Here is a 19223-nt window from a genome sequence, read left to right as displayed (position 1 = left end):
TCCTACGGATTCGGGGCGCCGATCAACTGGTGGCGGGCGAGTTCGCGGTACAGCGGGCTGGTGGTCAACAGTTCGTCGTGGGTACCCACAGCGGAGATGCGGCCGGAGTCGAGGACGACGATCTGGTCGGCGTTCTTCACCGTCGCGAGACGATGCGCGACGATGAGCACCGTCTGATCGGAGGCGGTGGCGTCGAGAGCGATCTGGAAGATTTCCTCGTTGCGGCTGTCGAGACTCGACGTGGGCTCGTCCAGCAGAAGCAGCGGCGGCTCGGTGAGAAGAACACGGGCGAGCGCAAGCCGTTGCCGCTCCCCGCCGGACAGGCGGACACCGTTCTCGCCGATCTGTGCGTCGAGCCCCGTGGGCTCGGCATCGACCCGGCTGAGGAGGTCGACAGCTTTCAGCGCCGCGCGGCACCGCCCGTCGCTCACGTGCGGGGCTCCGAACGTGAGGTTGTCGCGGATACTCCCGGCCACGGCGGGCGAGTTCTGCTCCACGTACCCGATCTGCTCGCGCAGGACTGCGCGGGGCAACTCGGTGATGTCGATGCCACCGATGGCGATTCGGCCGCGGTCGATGTCGTAAAAGCGTTCGATCAGGGCCAGGAGTGTGGTTTTACCGGCCCCGGACGGCCCGACCACTGCGGTACGTGAGCCGCGCTCCACGCTGACGCTCACCCCATTCAGCACGACATACCCCGGCGTGTAGGCGAAGTGCACGTCGTGGAATTGCAGCATGGGTCCCGCTGTGTGCGGCAGAGCGCGGTGGCGGATGGTGTCGGCGGCGTCCTCGGTGGGCACGCGGCGGATTTCGGTGATGCGTTGCAGGGCACCGAGCGCCCCCGCGACGGACTGCACCGCGGCGAATCCGACATTCACCGGGCCCATGAACAAGAACATGAAGAGAACGAAGGTCACCAACTCGGCCACCGTCATATTTCCCGCGGCCACCCGGAAGCCGCCGATGCCGAGGACGATCAGCAGCGACGCCTGACCCGCGGCCCGTCCGAGCGGTTGTATCGCAGCGCTCGACCGTGCCGCGCGCACGCCGACAGCGAATGCGGCTGCAGCCCGCTCGTCGAGCCGAGCCTGTGCCCGTTCGGTAGCGCCGTTGGCACGAACCACGGTGACGGCGGACAGTGTTTGGGTCAGATCGCCGGTGAGGTCGCCGAGGCGGCTCTGGGTGTCGAACATCAAATTGCGCAGTCGGTTGCCCACCAGCAGGGAGACGGCCACGACTATCGCGATCACCGTCACCGTCACCCCCGCGAGCACCGGGTCGAGGAGCAGCATCGCTGCCAGCGCACCGACCAGAACGAAGACGCCGCCGAGTGCATCGACGAGCCCCTCGGTCAGTGCACCTCGAAGCAGCGTCGTGTCCGATCCCACCCGGGAGACGAGATCACCGACATCACGGCGGCGGTACTCGCTGATCGGTAAGCGCAGCACGTGACGGATCAGATCGGTGCGGGCACCGAGGACCACACCTTCGGCCGTCCGATGCAGCAGGTAATACTGCATCGTCCCGACGCCGACTTCGACGGCCAGCAAGCCGACCAGCGCCCACCCCAGCCCGCCCCATGATCGTCCGTCGCTGACTGCGGCAATGATTCCGCCCACTACCAGGGGTTGCGCGAGACTCACCCCGGCCGCAGCCACCGACAACACCACCGCCGCACCGAGAAGCCGCCGATGCTCGCGCGCGTACGGCCACAACTCCCGAATACCGGGCCGAGTCGCCGCATCCGTGGTCCGTGCGTGCGCCGTTCCTGCGTGCGGTCTTCCCCGATGCGACTCCACAGATCCCCCTGCTGCCCCGCCGATCCGTGCACTCCGCCGACCCCTGTACTCCGTCGACACCTGCACTCCGCACGAACGGGACGTTCGTTGCGTCAGATCGAACGAACGTACCGCTGGTACGACCCCGGGGCGAGGCCGACACGGGGCAGCCAGTCCGGCGGGGGATGAAATCCACTTGATTTCAAGTACTGATGGGCGGGATCGGCACCCGTACCGTCTTCTCGGGTTGTCCGGGGAAGTACGCCCGGCACGGTGGAAGGAATTGTGTTCGTGACGAATGTGGACGACGGCAGAAGCGAGCAGCGACCAGCCGAACCGCCCGTTCCGCCCGGGGCGCGGGGATACGAGGGATTCGGCGGGCGTATCGGGCGAACCAGCGCCGAGTCGACTCCCTGGTGGGGTCCTGAGACCACAGCTCCGCCCGGCGCACCGAACATCGTCGTGATCCTGGTCGACGACATGGGCTACGCCGACATCGGACCGTTCGGCTCCGAAATCGACACCCCCAACCTGAACCGGCTCGCCGACAGCGGTTACCGACTGTCTAACTATCACACCACCTCGGTCTGCTCACCGGCTCGCGCGGCGCTGCTCACCGGCCTGAACCCGCACCGCGCCGGCTACGGCAGCGTCGCCAACTTCGATCCCGGCTTCCCCGGACTGCGGATGGAACTCGCCGACGACGCACTCAGCCTCGCCGAGATTCTGCGCGCGAACGGCTATGCCACGCATGCGGTCGGCAAGTGGCATCTCGCGCGCGACGCCAACCTCGCGCCGGGCCGCACCCGCGACTCCTGGCCACTGCAGCGTGGATTCGACAGCTACTACGGCTCGCTCGAGGGACTGAATTCGTTCTACTACCCGAACGAGCTGATCTCCGACAACTCCGTGGTCGACGTCGAGGAGTATCCGTCGGACTACTACGTCACCGATGACATCACGGACAAGGCGGTCGCCCAGATCAAGAGCCTGCGCGCCCACGACGCCGACAAGCCGTTCTTCCTGTACTTCTCGCACATCGCGATGCACGGACCGCACCAGGCCAAGCCCGAAGACCTGGCCAAGTACCGTGGCCGCTACACCGAGGGCTGGGACGCTGTGCGGCGCCGCCGCTTCGACGCACAGGTCGAGGCGGGGTTCTTCCCGCCCGGCACCCAGATGGCCGAACGCAACACCGAACCCGGCTACGACGCGCCACCGTGGGACGAGCTCACCGAAGAAGAGCAGCTTCGGTTCGCCCGGTACCAGGAGGTCTACGCCGCGATGGTCGACAGCATCGACCAGAGCGTGGGCCGGGTTCTCGACACCCTCGACGAACTCGGCGAGACCGACAACACCATCATCGTGTTCACGTCCGACAACGGGGGCACCGCCGAGGGAGGCGCAGCGGGAACACGCTCGTACTTCAGCCAATTCGTGCACGGACCCGTCCCCGACGACTGGGTGCGTGACGTTCCGCACGACGAGGAACTGATCGGCTCGGAGAAGATCGGCGTCCACTACCCGCGAGGCTGGGGGCAGGCGTCGAATACCCCGTTCCGCTTCTACAAGGGTCAGACGTTCGCCGGTGGTGTGCGGGTGCCCTTCCTGCTGTCCTGGCCGGCCGGGCTCCGGCGTGCTGCCGGTGACAGCGGGCTGCGCAAGCACTACTCGTACGTCACCGACATCACCCCGACCCTCCTGGACCTCGCCGGACTCGTGACTCCGAGCCACCGGAACGGACTTCCCGCCCAAGAGCGTGACGGCGTCAGCATCGCCGACATCCTGCGGGACGCTGCGCAGCCCACACCCCACACGGAGCAGTACGCCGAGTTCGGCGGTCACCGCGGGTTCTACCGGGACGGCTGGAAATTGCTGTCGCTGGCCTCGGATCCGACCCGGGTCGACGATCCGCAGTGGCAGCTGTTCGACGTCGAGTCCGACCCGGCCGAGACCACCGATGTCGCACATCTGTTTCCCGAGAAGGTGCGCGAACTCGCCGAGGCCTGGGACCGGGCGGCCTGGCACAACACGGTGTTCCCCATCCTGAACGACCGCAAGGCCGTGCAGCGGCGCCCCGACGAGCGTCGGCTGGCAGAGCCGGTGAAGATCCTCGCGGGCACGCCGACGCTGGAACGCTATCGGTCCAGCGTGCTGATCCAGTACCGCGACTTCACCATTGACGTCGCCACACACGAGATCACCGGGGACGACGAAGGCGTGCTCGTGGCCCACGGCGACCCGCACGGCGGATACGTACTCTACGTCGAAGACGGTCGAATTGTGTTCGCCGTCAACAGCTACGGCCGGGCTGCGCATACCTCCGCGCCCCTCGGCGCGGCTGTGGTGGGCGTGCAGGTGCGGGCACAGGCCACCGAATCCGTCCGGTGGAACTTCACCGTCGCCCTCACCGACTCGGCCGGGGCCAAAACGGACGTGGCCACCCTCGACGACCAGTTCCAGCTGGTCGGCATGGCGCCCTGGACCGGGATCTCGGTGGGCGTCGACGCCCGCGGACCCGTGGTGTGGGAGCTTCGAGAACGCCGCGGGACTTTCCGCTTCACCGGCAGACTGCGATCGGTCACCTACACCCCCGGTACGGTCCGTGTGCCCGAACCGGTCATCCAGGAGGTCGAGGAATTGGCAGAGGCGATGGCCGACTGAGGTCGCCGCCGCTGCCGCTCGAATCCTACTTTCTTCCAGGTCCCCCTCGATGCAGCGGGAGCGGCAAACTCACAGGGTGATCCACGTAGCGGAGGCACGACCGAGTTCACGTTCGTCGGCTCCGTAGGCCGTCGTCGCAGTCCACACCTTGCGCCCTTCGGAGCCGATCAGTCGGCCCGTGATCACGCAGTTCTCGCCAGGCTCGGGCAGCGCCGATATCCGAGCGGTGATTCGGCCCAGCACCATGGGTCGATCTTCGATCGGTGCGGCCCAGCCGCCAGGGCAATCGAGCGCCGCCCACACGAAAGCCGCCTGCCCCGCGAGGTCGGGGTCGACACACCACACGCACGCGGTGCTGCCGTCTGCGATCCGGCCGGGGAACAGGCGCATGCCATCACCGGATGCGCGGTCGGGGCCGCACACGAAACATTGCGGGAACGGATGACGGTCTCGGCCGGGATAGTTCTCGGACGCGGCACGAGCAACGTCGAGGCCCACTGCCGCGACCTGGGGTAGCTCGTTGACAGTGGCCGACTCGGCGTCGGCGATGGTCGTGCCGTCCCGGTCCTGGGCGCTGGAGCGCCCTTCGCTTCTCACCACCTTCAGTGGAACTTCCAGCGGTGGCGGTGTGCGCAGGGTCACGGTCACCGGAGCCCCCGGGGCGTCGTCGTGATCCAGTGTCGCGGCTAGAAGTCCAGCGACGTACCCGCCGTTGCCCGACGCCGTGGGGCCGCGAAAACGGTGAGGTACGAGCAGGACCATGCCGTCCACACTATCGCCGGAGGGAGGAGTGCGTCCGGTCAGTTCGTGCCGTGCACGAAGGTCCGGAGCAACCGTGCGCCGAGAAGAACGACACCCCCCGCGAACACGGCGGTTACCAGGGAGATGCGCGCCGTGCCGTCCAGGGCAGCCGCACACAACCGGTACAGCTCCTCCTCCGACACAGCCTGTCGACCCTCCGGAGTGACTGCGAGGCTTTCCCGAGGAGTGGGTGAAAACGGCGATCCGCACTCGACGAACGCACCGTTCGAGTCGTCCAGCGGGTAGTTGAGTGAACCGAAATACCAGGCGGCACTGATCCACATCAGGAATGCGGCGAGGAGAAGCGTCGCGGCCGCGCGGAACGGGAACCGCCGGCGCACGGCTCGAGCAGGTGGGTCTGCAGTCACCGCCCCATCATGACCGCACGAGGAGGGTAACGGGGAACGCCGGCACACACTGACCATGCAGGCCCGATTACGCCCAACCGCCGTGCAGCCGGGTCTACGGTGGGTGTACCACGGCGGGGAGTCGCCGAACACGTGGAGGCGGGAAGGTCTGCGATGACTGATGACGACGCGCATCTCCAACCCGCGGTCGCTGCAGAATTCTCGGCACTCGCCGATCAACTCGAGGCACTCTCTGACGCACGGTGGGACACGCCATCGCTCTGCGAAGGGTGGAGGGTGCGCGAAGTGATTGCCCATCTGACCATGGCGGCGCGCTATTCAGGCGACGAATTCATGGCCAAGTTGCAGGACTGCCAATTCGACTTCACCCGGCTGTCCAACCAGATCGCCCGGGAGGATGCCCGCCTCCCGGTAACCGAGCTCGTGGACAACCTGCGTTCCGAGGTGATGCAGCACTGGACACCGCCGGGCGGTGGTTATCACGGCGCCCTCAACCACGTGGTAATCCACGGCCTCGATGCCACCGTGCCGCTCGGATTCACCCGCCGGGTACCCGACGAGACCATCCGGGCCGTGCTGGACGATCTCACGCACGGCGGCGGACACGCTCGCTTCGGCATCGACATCGAGGGCCGGCGGCTGGTGGCCACGGACATGGACTGGGCATTCGGGTCGGGTACCGAACTCCTCGGCTCGGGCGAAGACCTCGCCCTCGTGATGTGCGGCCGGACCGTGCCCGCAGGACGAGTCGCGGGCCTCCCGCTGTGACCCCCATCGGCTGACGAAGGAGCCGACGAGGATCCGTGCGCCCTCCGAAGTGTTGGATCACACGGAAGTCTCGGACTACACGGTGGCGTCGACCAGCAGCGTGGCGCCCGTTGCCGCCTGCACCTCGTCGATGCTGTGGCCGGGCGCGGTCTCGACGAGGCGCAGACCGTTCGCCGTCACGTCGATGACGGCAAGGTCGGTGACGATCTTCTGTACGCACCGCTTGCCTGTGTACGGCAGCGTGCACTCCTCGAGAATCTTGTGCTCACCCTTCTTGGTGAGATGATCCATCATCACGATGACTTTGCCTGCACCGTGAACAAGGTCCATGGCGCCGCCCATCCCCTTGACCATTGCCCCGGGAACCATCCAGTTGGAGAGGTCGCCGTGGCTGCTGACCTGCATGGCGCCGAGAACGGCCACGTCCACGCTGCCGCCGCGGATCATCGCGAACGAATCGGAGGACGAAAAGAACGCCCCACCGGGTGCCACCGTGATGGTTTCCTTGCCCGCATTGATCAGTTCGGGGTCGACCTCGTCCTCGGTGGGGTACGGCCCGACGCCGAGGATTCCGTTCTCCGAATGCAAGATGACGTCCTTGCCGGCCGGGATGTGGCCGGGGATCAAGGTAGGCATCCCGATGCCCAGATTCACATACTGTCCGTCTTCGAGTTCTGCGGCGACTCGTGCTGCCATCTCGTTCCGCGTCCAACTCATGCCCGCACCGTCCTGTTCTCGATTCCCGTTTCCTGCTTACCGACCTCGACCACACGCTGAACGAAAATGCCGGGTGTGTGGACTTCGGCCGGATCGATCTCACCGGGTTCGACCAGGTACTCGACCTGCGCGATGGTGATGCGACCCGCGCCCGCGGCATCGGGGTTGAAGTTACGGGCCGTCTCGCGGTAAACGAGATTGCCGAGTCGGTCACCCTTCCAGGCGTGGACCAGCGCGAAGTCGGTGCGGATGGCCCGTTCGAGGACGTAGGCCTCGCCGTCGAATTCGCGCGTTTCCTTCGGCTTGCTTGCCACGGCGATACCGCCCTGGCCGTCGTAACGGATCGGCAGTCCGCCCTCCGCAACCTGCGTTCCCACCCCCGCAGGGGTGTAGAAGGCGGGAATGCCCGCTCCCCCGGCGCGCATGCGCTCCGCCAGCGTGCCCTGCGGAGTGAGTTCCACCTCGAGTTCGCCGCTCAGGTACTGGCGCGCGAATTCCTTGTTGGCGCCCACGTATGAGCTGATCGTGCGGCGGATACGGTGCTGCTCGAGCAGGAGTCCGAGACCGAAACCATCGGTGCCGCAGTTGTTACTGACGGTCTCGAGGTCGGTCGCACCCTGCGCGAGGAGGGCGTCGATGAGCACCGAGGGGATGCCGACGAGGCCGAAGCCGCCCACGGCAAGGGACGCACCGTCGGGGACATCGGCAACAGCCGCGGCCGCTGTTGGGAAGACTTTGTTGACCATGTGACCCAGGCTACCCGAAAATGTTCACACAGTGAACACCCATCCACATTGCGAACAAACACCGCCCCGGCTGTTGGCCCCATCACAGATCCCGCCTACTATGTACGTATAGCGGGCGACTGTTCACATCGAGAACGCGAGGATTTCATGCTGCACCTACCAGCGCACCGGGCTGGGCACGAAGCCAATGCGCCGTTGCTCTTCCCCGAGTACAAGACGACCCGGTTACGCAGCCCCAAGAATGATCTGATCCTGATTCCCCAGCGTCTGGGCGAGATCACGGGCCCGGTCTTCGGTGACGGCGATGTCGCCAAGGGCGAGAACGACATGACTCACGCCAACGGTGGCGAGGCGCAGGGCCAGCGCATCATCGTCCACGGGCGGGTCCTCGACAGCGCCGGCAAACCGATTCCCGACACCCTCATCGAGGTGTGGCAGGCCAACGCCGGCGGACGCTACCGCCACAAGAACGACTCGTGGCCGGCACCTCTCGATCCCCACTTCAACGGTGTGGCTCGTTGCCTGACGGACAAGCAAGGCCACTACGAATTCACCACCGTCAAGCCCGGCGCCTACCCGTGGGGCAATCACCACAACGCCTGGCGGCCGGCGCACATCCACTTCTCCCTGTTCGGTCAGGCGTTCACGCAGCGACTGGTCACCCAGATGTACTTTCCGGACGATCCGTTCTTCTTCCAGGATCCGATCTACAACTCGGTTCCCGAAGCCGCTCGCGAGCGGATGATCGCCACGTTCGACTACGACCACACCCGCGAGAACTGGGCGGTCGGGTTCAGATTCGACATCGTCCTGCGCGGCCGGGACGCCACCCCGTTCGAGCCGTCCACCGAGGCAGGGGGCCACTGATGATCGACACCCAGAATCCCGACGCACCCCGCTACCCCGTCTTCGCGCGCAGTCAGGACGAAGTGCCCTTCGGCGTCACCCCCTCCCAAACGGTGGGACCGTATGTGCACATAGGCCTGCTACCCCGCTGGGAGAACAGCGGCACCACTGTTCCCGAGGATGCGCCGGGACGCGTCGACGTCTCCTTCACGGTGCTCGACGGCGCCGGGCAGCCCATCGTGGACGCGATGATCGAGACGTGGCAGGCCGATGCCGAAGGCCGCTTCGACACTCCCGCCGATCCCCGCGGTGCGGCGGAGGCGACTCCGGCCGGTTTCCGGAGTCTGGCACGAGTATTCGCCGACGACACCGGCACGATCGTGGTGCACACGGTCAAACCCGGCGCTCTCCCCGCGGAGAACGGCACCGCGGAGGCGCCGCACATCAACGTCGGTCTCTTCGCCCGCGGAATGCTCGAGCGTCTCTACACCCGTCTCTACTTTCCCGAGGACACCGAGGCTCATGAAGCGGACCCCGTCCTCGCCGCCGTTCCCGAAGCGGACCGTCCGAAGTTGATCGCCGCAAAGACCGATCGCGGGTACCACCTGACCATCCACGTGCAGAATGCGGAAGGACGGGAAACGCCGTTCTTCGCCCTGTAACCGATCGGTGAAAGGATCTCGCGTGAATTCGCCCATCCGAGGCGCATTGTTCGACCCGACGTTCGGCGCCGGGGAGTTGTCGACGCTGCTCTCCGACCGGGCATGGGTGACCGCGATGGTCGAGGTGGAAGCTGCCTTGGCCAGGGCGGAGGGAAAATGCGGGGTCATCCCCACCACGTCCGCCGACACCATCTCGTCGTTGTTCGGGCGGTTGGTTGCCGAGGGCACCATCGACGTCGGTGACCTCGGTGAGGCAGCGGCGGCGGGCGGCAATCCCGTGATACCGCTCGTGAAACTTCTGCGTACCGAACTCGCGGCCGCCGATCCGGTCGTCCCCGGAAGTCATGTCCACAAGGGTGCGACCAGTCAGGACATCCTCGATACTGCGCTCGTGCTTCTCGCCCGCCGAGCGGGCGCTCATGTGCTGGCATTGCTGGATGAGGCGCTCGTGTGCGCCGAGGCGCTGGCGCGGGCGCAACGCACCACGCCGATCGCCGGCCGCACGCTCGGACAGCAGGCACTGCCCACCACCTTCGGTGTTCTCGCCGCCGGCTGGATGACCGCACTGCACAGGGCTTCCCGCAACCTGGACGACGCGCTCATTGATCTGCCTGTGCAGCTCGGCGGCGCGGCAGGAACGTCGGCGGCCCTCTATCCGCACGGCCTCGAGGTCGCGGACGCCCTCGCCGACGAACTCGGTCTGCCGCGTCAGGACGTCCCGTGGCACACCGACCGCACACGCATCGCGATCCTCGCCTCGGCCCTCGGAACCGCGGCCGGTGCGGTCTCCAAGATCGCCACCGACATCGTCTTCCTCTCCGCCACCGAAATCGGAGAGGTCAGCGAGGGCACGCCCGGTGGTTCCTCCGCCATGCCACACAAACGTAACCCGGTGGCCGCCATCGCCGCCCGTGCCGGCGCCCGACGCGTTCCCGGCCTCGTTGCCACAGTCCTCGCCTCCATGGACCATGAGCAGCAACGGGCGGCGGGAGCCTGGCACGCCGAATGGGAAACACTCACGGACCTGCTGCGTCTCACCGGCGGGGCCGTCGCCCGCATCGCCGACTGCCTCGGCGACCTCGAGGTGCATCCCGACGCGATGGCCCGCAACCTCGACCTCACCGGGGGACTTCTGCTCGCCGAACGGGTCACCGGCGCCCTGTCCACGCGCACCTACAACGCGCGCGACCTCGTGACTGCCGCCTGCCGCACGGGACGTCCCCTCGACGAGGATCCCGCGCTTCTCGAACACCTCGAGGCGCACGAGATCCGCGCGCTTCTCGACCCGGCCGGCTACCTCGGCCACGCCTACGACATCGTCGACCGCGCACTGGACACAGTGACTCGCGGACGGGAAGGAACGCGATGACAGTCGCACTCGCACATGAAGTCTCCGGCCCCAGGAACGGATCGCCCGACGCCCCCGTCGTGGTACTGCTCGGCTCCCTCGGCTCCAATCGGTCGATGTGGGATCCGCAGATCGCAGCGCTGTCCGACGACTGCCGGGTGGTCGCCGTCGATCAGCGCGGCCACGGCGAGTCGCCCGCACCGGACGGGCCGTACTCCGTGCGCGAACTCTCCGAAGACGTCCTCGCGGTGCTCGATGTCCTCGATGTCGACGCCGCCCACATCGTGGGGCTCTCGATGGGCGGCGCCATCGCGCAATGGCTCGGAGCCCACGCTCCGCGCCGGGTGCTGTCCCTGTCGCTGCTGTGCACTGCAGCGAAGTTCGGCGAACCGCACGCATGGGTGGAGCGTGCTGCCGCCTCGCGCACCGACGGTCCGGAGTCACTTGCGGACGCCGTCGTGGCACGGTGGTTCAGCGAGGGGCTCACCAAGCGTGACCCCGAGTTCGTGCGGCATTACCGCGAGATGATCGCGGCGACCTCCCCGGAGGGTTACGCCGCCTGCTGCGACGCTCTCGCCGATTGGGACTTCACCGCCGATCTCTCCCGCATCGCCGCACCCACGCTTGTTCTCGCCGGCGCCGAGGATCCGTCGACACCGCCGTCCGTCATGCAGGTGCTCGCCGACGGGATCGCGGGTGCTCGATTCGAAATCCTCTCCCCCGCTGCGCACGTGGCCAACCTCGAACAGGCCGGTGCCGTCACCGCCCTGCTGCGCGAGCACATTCTCGGTGGTGGGTACACACGAGGGCGCCGGGCAGCGCACGCCGAGGGCATGAAGGTACGACGCTCCGTTCTCGGTGACGCACACGTCGATCGGTCGATCGAGGGGACCACAGAGTTCACCGCGCCATTCCAGGACTTCATCACCCGCACGGCCTGGGGTGACATCTGGGCACGGCCGGGCCTCGACCACACGACGCGGCGCCTTCTCACCATCGCCGTCCTCACCGCCGTCGGCAACGAGCACGAACTGGACATGCACATTCGCGCGGCGCTGCGCGGCGGCGTCGATGCGGACACGATCGGCGAAGTACTGCTGCACACCGCCGTCTATGCCGGTGTTCCCAACAGCAACCGAGGTTTCGCGCTCGGAAAGAAGGCCCTCGCCGACCTGTCGCCGGGTGACACCGAGGATGATTCGCAGACATGACCGCAACCGAACCGACGGAGAAGATTCTCCCCTCCCCCGACTACGTGCAGTCGCTGGCCCGTGGCCTCGCGGTGATCCGCTGCTTCGACCAGCAGAACCAGCGACGCACACTCAGCGATGTCGCCCGCGCGACCGATCTCACCCGGGCTACCGCGCGTCGCTTCCTGCTGACACTCGTCGAACTGGGGTACGTGGCCACCGACGGTTCGGCATTCTGGCTCACGCCGCGCGTACTCGAACTGGGCTACAGCTACCTGTCGAGCCTCTCGCTGCCCGAGGTCGCGCAGCCGCACCTCGAGAAGCTCAGTCACCAGGTGCACGAGTCGTCGTCGGTGTCGATTCTCGACGGCGACGACATCGTGTACGTCGCAAGAGTCCCGGTCAGCAGAATCATGACGGTGGGCATCACCATCGGCACGCGGTTCCCGGCCTACGCCACCTCGATGGGACGCGTGCTGTTGGCCGGACTGTCCGACGAGGAACTCGACGCGTATCTCTCCCGGATCGAGATCGAGCCGCTCACCGAACGCACCATCAGCGCTCCCGCCGATCTGAGATCAGCGATTCTCGAGGTTCGGAAGAACGACTACTGCCTACTCGACCAGGAACTCGAGGCGGGGCTGCGCTCGATGGCTGCGCCCATTCGGTCGGCCTCCGGCGAGACGGTGGCGGCTGTCAACATCTCCACCCATGCTGCCCGGTACAGCCTCGACGACCTGTACTCCGATCTGATTCCCGCGCTGCGTCATGCCGCGCACGACATCGAACGCGACCTCGCCACCGTCAATCGCTGACGTGGTCCGTTCAGAACAGCTATGAAAGGTTTTCCATGCGTGACGTCGTCATCTGTGAGCCCCTGCGCACCCCGGTAGGGCGTTTCGGCGGAGTGTTCAAAGACCTCACTCCCCAAGGTCTCGCTGCCACCGTCATCACCGCACTCGTCGAACGAACCGGCATCGACGGCAGCGCGATCGACGACGTCATCCTCGGTCAAGCATCTCCGGGCGGTGAGGCTCCGGCGATCGGCCGGATCGCCGCGCTCGACGCCGGCCTCGGTATCGACGTTCCCGGCATGCAGGTGGATCGCCGATGCGGATCCGGCCTGCAGGCGGTCATCACCGCGGTACTGCAGGTCGCGTCCGGCGGCAACGACCTGGTCCTCGCCGGCGGTACCGAATCGATGAGCCAGGCCGAGTTCTACACCCACCCCAACATTCGCTGGGGAGTGAAGGGCGAGGGTGTGCAGCTCGCCGACCGTCTCGCCCGCGCTCGCGTCACCGCAGGCGGCGACAACTTCCCCGTTCCGGGCGGCATGATCGAGACTGCCGAGAATCTGCGCGCAGAGTTCGACATCAGCCGCGAAGATCAGGACGCGCTCGCAGTGCAGTCGCATCAGCGGGCGGTGGCGGCGCAGCGGGCCGGCCGGTTCGCCGAGGAAATCGTCGGTGTCACTGTGCCGCAACGAAAGTCCGACCCCGTCGTGGTGGACACCGACGAGCACCCGCGGGCCGACACCACGGTGGAGTCGTTGTCGAAGCTCCGCGCCATCCGCTCCAAGATCGACTCGGCATCGACCGTCACCGCGGGCAACGCCAGCGGGCAGAACGACGGTGCCGCCGTGTGCATCGTGACGACCGCCGAGAAGGCCAAGGAGCTCGGGCTGAGGCCGCTCGCCCGTATGGCGTCCTGGGCAGTGGCCGGCGTCCCGCCGCGCACTATGGGCATCGGTCCCGTGCCGGCGACGGAGAAGGCCCTCGGACAACTCGGACTGTCGTTGTCCGACATGGGCGTAATCGAGCTGAACGAGGCCTTCGCCGCGCAGACCCTCGCGGTGCTCAGAACCTGGGACCTCGACCCCACCGACGAGCGGCTCAACCCCAACGGATCGGGCATCTCCCTCGGGCATCCCGTCGGTGCCACCGGTGGGCGGATCCTCGCCACCCTGCTGCGGGAAATGGACCGCCGCGAAACCCGCTACGGACTCGAAACGATGTGCATCGGCGGCGGCCAGGGACTCGCCGCGGTCTTCGAACGAGTCTGACTTCGTCTCCCTCGCAGACCCAGCCGTTCAACCCCTCGCGCGCACATCGATGTGATCAGTGCACCCGAATTTTCCTGGGGCTCAGAAGTCGAGTTGCCTGAGGACAGTACAGCCGGTGCCTGATCGGGTGGCTCGAGGCTGGTCTCCGTCACCTTCGAACATCCAGTGCGCGGTAGTGGTAGCCGTCCTGCGTCCCGCTGACCACTCTCTCGGGTTCGAAGGTGACGTGCTGTCCTGGCGTCAGCGAACGGGAGCCTGGGGCCCGCGACGGTACTGAAATACGTCCACGCGCCACCGGGGGGTGGTGTCGGAATCGATGATGCCCTGCATCCTCTACTCCGGCTGCATAAGCCAACTCGGGCTATTGACTCGAACACGTGTTCGAAGTAGGATTTGAACATGGGGATTGGGGAGGATATCCAGGGGGCGTTGTCGGACCAGATATTGGCGTCGGACGAGATTCTGGCGACTGCGGTCGGTGATGCGTGGCGTCTGGCCGAGGCCGAGTTGCTCGCATCGGTGGTTGCTGTGTCGGAGGAGATTCAGCGACTCGAGGCTTTGCGGGTCAGGCTGGTCGGTGCCGTCGACCACCGCTGCAAGGTCGATGTGCTGGGATTTCCAACCAAGCTGTGGCTGGCCTCCAAGACGTTGCTCGAGGTGGGTGCGGCGGGACGCATCGTGATGTTGGGTCGAGGTTTACGTTCCCAACCGGAAATCGCGGACGCCTACTTCGACACCACGATGTCGGCGGAGCACGCCGCACTGATCATGAAATTCTGCGAGAGGCCGCCCAAAGGCATGCCACTCGAAGCGATGGGCGATTGCCGAAACGCGTTGCTGTACGCGGCGAGCGGTCCTACCGCCAACACCGACGCCGTGCGCGCCGTCATCGCTCGACTCGAACGCGCCTTCGAATCCGACGACCCGCCGCCCGCCGAAGACACCGAACTCAACGAATTCCACGCCTCCAGAACGCTCAACGGGCGCGTCGCCGTCACAGGCGACCTCGACGCCGTCACCGGTGAAATGCTGCTCTCCGCGCTCTCCGGACTCTCGAAGCCGCGACCCGCGCAGGACGGAACCACAGACACCCGCACCCCCGGACAGCGCCGGGCCGACGGGTTCACCGAACTGCTGCGCCGGTACCTCGACGCCGCAATCGCCGGCGAAGAAGGCGGAGAACGACCCCACGTCTCCCTCCACATCAACATCAACGACCTCGCCGACCACGCCGGCGCCGGCGCCGGCGCAGATCAGCGCGGCGCCTGCGCGAGGGACGCGTCGCTGTTCGCGGTCGAGGGGGTCGCGTGGACCGAGTGGATGGGACCGCTGAGCCTGCGAGCGGCTCGGCTCCTCAGCTGCGACTCGATCTACACGCCGATCGTGCTCGACGACCACGGTGCGCCACTCGACCTCGGCACCACCACCCGGACAGTGACCAAACGACAACGAAAAGCGCTGGTCGCGAGAGATCGGGGATGCGCATTTCCCGGATGCGGTGCGCCACCATCATGGTGCGAGGGCCACCACATCGTCCACTGGTCGAAAGGTGGGCCCTCCGACATGGACAACCTGGTGCTGCTCTGCGGGTTCCATCACCGACTGCTCCACCACAGCGACTGGGAAATCGAAATGGGGGCAGACCGGCACCCCGTCTTCATTCCGCCCCGGCAAGTCGACTTCGAACGCACACCCATACCCGCGCACAACCAGGCCCGGCCCCGAGCTGCCTGACACCCGAGGCGCGACACACATCTGCCGACTCCGCAACAGGACCACTCCTGTTGCAGAGCCGTCATGCCGTCATGCCGTCATGCCAAGCGCCAAACGACCCAGCGCCAAGCGCCAAGCGCCAAGCGCCAAGCGCCAAGCGCAGACTGCATCGACCTTGGTCCTCACCAACCCACCAAACCCCGTTGCGAGCAGCAACCCGGAGACAAGGATGCCCCGAAGACAAGGATATCCCCAAAACAAGGACGTCGCTGGCCGAGGTTGCCGCCGACTCCCCCTGCCCGCGAAGGCCCCGGCACGGTTCACGACGGTGATGCGGCGAGGGTGGCGTTGTCCTCTTCGGCGAGCAGCCGCCGCATGTGCTCCTGCATCCGTAGGGCGTCGGGTTCGAGTCCGGTGAAGATGCGGAAGGAATCGACCGCCTGTCCGACGGCCATTCCGATCCCGCTGAGGGTGCGCGCCCCGATGTCGCGGGCACGTCGCAGAAGCTCAGTTTCCGCTGGCCGGTAGACGACGTCGGCAACCCAAAGATCGGGCCGGAGCAGTTCGGCATCCAGCGCCATACCGGGATGCTGCGCCATTCCGAGCGGGGTTGCATTGATGAGACCTTGCGCTTGCCCGACAGCGGCGGGCACGGCGGAGAGGTCACCGGAGACGACGACGCGGTCCGGGAACATGGCGGCGAGTGAATTCCGCAGCAGCTGTGCGCGGGTGGCGTCGGCATCGATGATCGTGAAGTGCAGGACCCCACGGGTCAGCGCCGCGTATGCGACGGCCGCGCCCGCGCCGCCTGCCCCTAGCTGGACCACACGATCGGTCGGCGCGCCGCCGAGCCCCTCGTCCATGTTCCGCGCGAATCCGGACCAGTCGGTGTTGTGGCCGATGAGCCGTCCATTAGCGATGTGCACCGTGTTGACCGCGCCGAGCGTGCGCGCATCGTCCGACAGGTCGTCGAGCAACGGGATCACGGCCTGCTTGCAGGGATGCGTGATGTTGAGACCATCGAATCCGAGCAGCTTCGCCGAGGCGAGGAGCCGCGGCAACGCATCCTCACCCAGCGCGAGTGTGTCGAGATCGAGAATGCGGTAGACGTACCCGACCCCCTGCGCCTGACCCTCCGCCTCGTGCAGAGGAGGCGTCAGGGACTTCGAGATTCCCGAACCGATGAGCCCACACAGGTACGACGGGCGGGATACGGCAACGGTGTCGAGGTCGGGAGAAATCATGGTGCTCACTTCCGGGAGAGGACTTGCGGGCGCTAATTAACTATCTAGTGAGTTATGTCACGGTAGCATACCTCCATACCGCGCGAAAGCAACAGCGATGAACAGGAGTTCTCGGGATGACACGAAGTGACGCTACGGAGAAGACACCCCGGCACGAGGGTGCCAAACGCACTCGAAATCCCGAGAAGACCAAGGAGGACATTCTGCGCGTGGCGATGAAGGAGTTCGCCGACAAAGGTTTGTCCGGTGCCCGCATCGACGAGATCGCAGCCAAGACCGCCACGACGAAGCGGATGCTCTACTACTACTTCGGCGACAAGGACGGCCTGTATCGAGCGGTGCTCCAGCGCGCGTACGAGGAGATTCGCTACGAAGAGTCGCAGCTCGACGTCGACCACCTCGATCCGTCGGAGGCGATCAGAGCGCTCGCCGAGTTGACCTTCGATCACCATGAGGCGCACCCCGACTTCATCCGGCTGGTCGCCATCGAGAACACGAATCGGGGCGCAAATCTCAGCCAGGCCGAGGGCCTACAGGAAACGCAAACCCCCGCCATCCGCACACTCGAGAAAATTCTTCAACGCGGGCAGGATGCCGGAATCTTCCGTGCCGATACCACCGCCCTCGACATTCACATGCTCATCAGCGCGTATTGCGTCTTTCGCGTAGCCAACCGGTACACCTTCAAGGCGCTGTTCGACTGGGATCTCACGGGCGCCGAGAACCGCCCCCACCTGCGCACGATGCTCGGTGACGTCGTCCTCGCCTACCTTCAGCAGCCCGGAAAATTATGAACTAACCATTTCGACCATTATTGACGAGAGCGTGTGACGGGGGTTACCTTGCTTGCACGACCTTCGAACAGCCGCTCGCCGAGCGCAGCCTGTTCGCCCTCCTCGCTCCCCAGGAGTATCGATGACCATCGACTACGGCACCGGCGTATCCGGTCGAGGCGGTGACGGCAACGGCCGTTCCGCCGTCGACCCCAACGCCGATCCCACCAACGCGAAAAAGGCCGCGAAAGCCGCCTTCTTCGGCAGCCTGCTCGAGTACTACGACTTCTATATTTTCGCCTCGGCTGCTGCGCTGGTGTTCCCCCACGTGTTCTTCGAAGGCTCGAAGAACCCGCTGTTGCTGTCGCTGGCCACCTTCGGCATCTCTTACGTCGCACGTCCGGTCGGTGCGGTATTCGTCGGACACTTCGGCGACCGGGCCGGGCGCAAGAAGGTGATGATGTTCTGCCTGGTGCTCATGGGGGTCGTGACCTTCCTGATCGGTTGTCTGCCTTCTTCGGAAACCGCGGGCATGGTGGGACCGGCACTCCTGGTTCTCCTGCGTATCTGTCAGGGCATCTCCGCTGCCGGCGAGCAGTCGGGAGCCGGTTCCCTCACCCTCGAGCACTCCCCCGCCCACCGTCGCGGGTTCTTCTGCAGCTGGACCTTGACGGGCACCCAGGCCGGCTTCATCGTCGCCAGCCTCGCGTTCATCCCGGTCGCCGCGATGCCGGACGAGACCCTCTACAGCTGGGGCTGGCGTGTCCCGTTCTGGTGCAGCCTCCTCGTCCTCGTCGTCGCCTACATCGTGCGTCGCAAGCTCGAGGAGCCCGAGATCTTCATTGCCAACAAGGAGGCATTGGACGAGACCCCCGCGCCGCTTCCCGTCGTCGACCTGTTCCGCACGCACTGGCGTGACGTACTGCGGGTCGTGTTCTGCGCATTCATCGCCGTCGTCAGCACCGTCTTCTCCGTGTTCGGCCTCGCGTACGCCACCACTCCGGAAATCGGGATGAGCCGGACCACCATGCTGTGGGTCGCGATCGCCGCCAACTGCGTGGCACTCATCTCACAGCCGCTGCTCGGCATCCTGTCCGACCGGATCGGCCGCAAGCCCGTCTTCATCGGCGGCGCGATCGGCTCCGCCGCCGGAATCTTCCTGTACTTCGCCGCGATCGGCACCGGCAACGTCACACTGATCTTCCTCGCCGGAATCCTGCTCATGGGTGGCGTGTACGCCGGGACCAACGCCATCTGGCCCGCCTTCTACGCCGAAATGTTCTCGTCCCGAGTTCGCTACTCCGGCATGGCGATCGGCACGCAGCTCGGGTTCGCGCTCGCCGGATTCGCCCCGACCATCGCCCAGGCACTCCGCGGTGCCGACCCCAAGAACTGGGTGCCCGTCGCGGTCTTCACAGCAGTGTGCGCACTCGTCGCCGGAGCCTCCGCCGCCACCGCGAAGGAAAATTCGCGCACCCCGCTCCTCGAACTCGACAAGGAAGACGTCGCGCTCGCGAAGCTGAAGGTCTGATCTCGTCACGAC

At 66.2% G+C, this 19223-nt stretch carries 17 protein-coding genes; 11 read left to right on the top strand and 6 right to left on the bottom strand.

The window, feature by feature from the left end:
- Positions 1 to 2: 2 nt before the first annotated feature.
- Entirely contained in the window at positions 3 to 1799 is a 1797-nt protein-coding gene (locus tag ACH49N_RS16355; protein WP_358274503.1) for an ABC transporter ATP-binding protein, read from the bottom strand.
- A 279-nt stretch (positions 1800 to 2078) separates the two neighbouring features.
- Between ACH49N_RS16355 and ACH49N_RS16350 the strand changes: the two genes are divergently transcribed.
- On the top strand, positions 2079 to 4442 hold the full coding sequence (locus tag ACH49N_RS16350) for an arylsulfatase (RefSeq protein WP_358274623.1): 2364 nt from the start codon (positions 2079 to 2081) through the stop codon (positions 4440 to 4442).
- A 69-nt stretch (positions 4443 to 4511) separates the two neighbouring features.
- On the opposite strand, the gene ACH49N_RS16345 is transcribed toward ACH49N_RS16350, so the two are convergent.
- Both ACH49N_RS16345 and ACH49N_RS16340 read right to left on the bottom strand, forming a co-directional pair.
- On the bottom strand, positions 4512 to 5204 hold the full coding sequence (locus ACH49N_RS16345) for a hypothetical protein (RefSeq protein WP_358274505.1): 693 nt from the start codon (positions 5202 to 5204) through the stop codon (positions 4512 to 4514).
- A 38-nt stretch (positions 5205 to 5242) separates the two neighbouring features.
- Complete coding sequence (locus tag ACH49N_RS16340) at positions 5243 to 5611, bottom strand: hypothetical protein (RefSeq protein WP_358274506.1); 369 nt, start codon at positions 5609 to 5611, stop codon at positions 5243 to 5245.
- A 153-nt stretch (positions 5612 to 5764) separates the two neighbouring features.
- On the opposite strand from ACH49N_RS16340, the gene ACH49N_RS16335 reads away from it, so the two are divergent.
- A complete protein-coding gene (locus ACH49N_RS16335; protein WP_213572580.1) occupies positions 5765 to 6379 on the top strand; it encodes a maleylpyruvate isomerase family mycothiol-dependent enzyme in 615 nt (204 codons plus the stop codon).
- Positions 6380 to 6454: 75 nt separating this feature from the next.
- Here ACH49N_RS16335 and ACH49N_RS16330 read toward each other — a convergent pair whose 3' ends face one another.
- Positions 6455 to 7096 (bottom strand): CoA transferase subunit B, encoded by a 642-nt coding sequence (locus ACH49N_RS16330; protein WP_358274507.1) that lies wholly within the window; start codon positions 7094 to 7096, stop codon positions 6455 to 6457.
- Positions 7093 to 7842: a CoA transferase subunit A gene (locus tag ACH49N_RS16325; protein ID WP_358274509.1), complete on the bottom strand. Its 750-nt coding sequence runs from the start codon at positions 7840 to 7842 to the stop codon at positions 7093 to 7095. Before ACH49N_RS16325 ends, ACH49N_RS16330 begins: the two co-directional genes overlap by 4 nt.
- Positions 7843 to 7989: 147 nt before the next feature.
- Here ACH49N_RS16325 and pcaH point away from each other — a divergent pair, with 147 nt between their 5' ends.
- The 7 genes from pcaH to ACH49N_RS16290 all read left to right on the top strand — a co-directional run bounded on the left by pcaH (position 7990) and on the right by ACH49N_RS16290 (position 15684).
- Positions 7990 to 8709: a protocatechuate 3,4-dioxygenase subunit beta gene (gene pcaH / locus ACH49N_RS16320; RefSeq protein WP_317767442.1), complete on the top strand. Its 720-nt coding sequence runs from the start codon at positions 7990 to 7992 to the stop codon at positions 8707 to 8709.
- Complete coding sequence (gene pcaG, locus ACH49N_RS16315; protein WP_109328884.1) at positions 8709 to 9350, top strand: protocatechuate 3,4-dioxygenase subunit alpha; 642 nt, start codon at positions 8709 to 8711, stop codon at positions 9348 to 9350. The genes pcaH and pcaG overlap by 1 nt, the downstream gene beginning before the upstream one ends.
- 22 nt (positions 9351 to 9372) lie before the next feature.
- Positions 9373 to 10719 (top strand): 3-carboxy-cis,cis-muconate cycloisomerase, encoded by a 1347-nt coding sequence (gene pcaB / locus ACH49N_RS16310; RefSeq protein ID WP_358274511.1) that lies wholly within the window; start codon positions 9373 to 9375, stop codon positions 10717 to 10719.
- Positions 10716 to 11909, top strand: coding sequence for a 3-oxoadipate enol-lactonase (pcaD, locus tag ACH49N_RS16305; RefSeq protein WP_358274513.1), 1194 nt, complete (start codon positions 10716 to 10718; stop codon positions 11907 to 11909). Before pcaB ends, pcaD begins: the two co-directional genes overlap by 4 nt.
- Positions 11906 to 12703, top strand: coding sequence for an IclR family transcriptional regulator (locus ACH49N_RS16300; protein WP_109328878.1), 798 nt, complete (start codon positions 11906 to 11908; stop codon positions 12701 to 12703). The genes pcaD and ACH49N_RS16300 overlap by 4 nt, the downstream gene beginning before the upstream one ends.
- 35 nt (positions 12704 to 12738) lie before the next feature.
- On the top strand, positions 12739 to 13950 hold the full coding sequence (locus tag ACH49N_RS16295) for an acetyl-CoA C-acetyltransferase (protein WP_358274515.1): 1212 nt from the start codon (positions 12739 to 12741) through the stop codon (positions 13948 to 13950).
- A 399-nt stretch (positions 13951 to 14349) separates the two neighbouring features.
- Complete coding sequence (locus ACH49N_RS16290; RefSeq protein ID WP_358274516.1) at positions 14350 to 15684, top strand: DUF222 domain-containing protein; 1335 nt, start codon at positions 14350 to 14352, stop codon at positions 15682 to 15684.
- 299 nt (positions 15685 to 15983) lie between these two features.
- Here the strand turns inward: ACH49N_RS16290 and ACH49N_RS16285 are convergent, their stop codons facing one another.
- On the bottom strand, positions 15984 to 16907 hold the full coding sequence (locus ACH49N_RS16285) for a shikimate dehydrogenase (RefSeq protein ID WP_358274517.1): 924 nt from the start codon (positions 16905 to 16907) through the stop codon (positions 15984 to 15986).
- Between the two features lie 116 nt (positions 16908 to 17023).
- On the opposite strand from ACH49N_RS16285, the gene ACH49N_RS16280 reads away from it, so the two are divergent.
- Positions 17024 to 17701 (top strand): TetR/AcrR family transcriptional regulator, encoded by a 678-nt coding sequence (locus ACH49N_RS16280; protein ID WP_159921351.1) that lies wholly within the window; start codon positions 17024 to 17026, stop codon positions 17699 to 17701.
- 121 nt (positions 17702 to 17822) lie between these two features.
- On the top strand, positions 17823 to 19211 hold the full coding sequence (locus tag ACH49N_RS16275; RefSeq protein WP_250771334.1) for an MFS transporter: 1389 nt from the start codon (positions 17823 to 17825) through the stop codon (positions 19209 to 19211).
- Positions 19212 to 19223 lie beyond the last annotated feature (12 nt).

It is taken from the genome of Rhodococcus sp. NPDC019647 (assembly GCF_044389235.1).
GTDB lineage: Bacteria > Actinomycetota > Actinomycetes > Mycobacteriales > Mycobacteriaceae > Rhodococcus_F > Rhodococcus_F oxybenzonivorans.
This window is presented reverse-complemented; position numbering and strand designations above follow the sequence as displayed.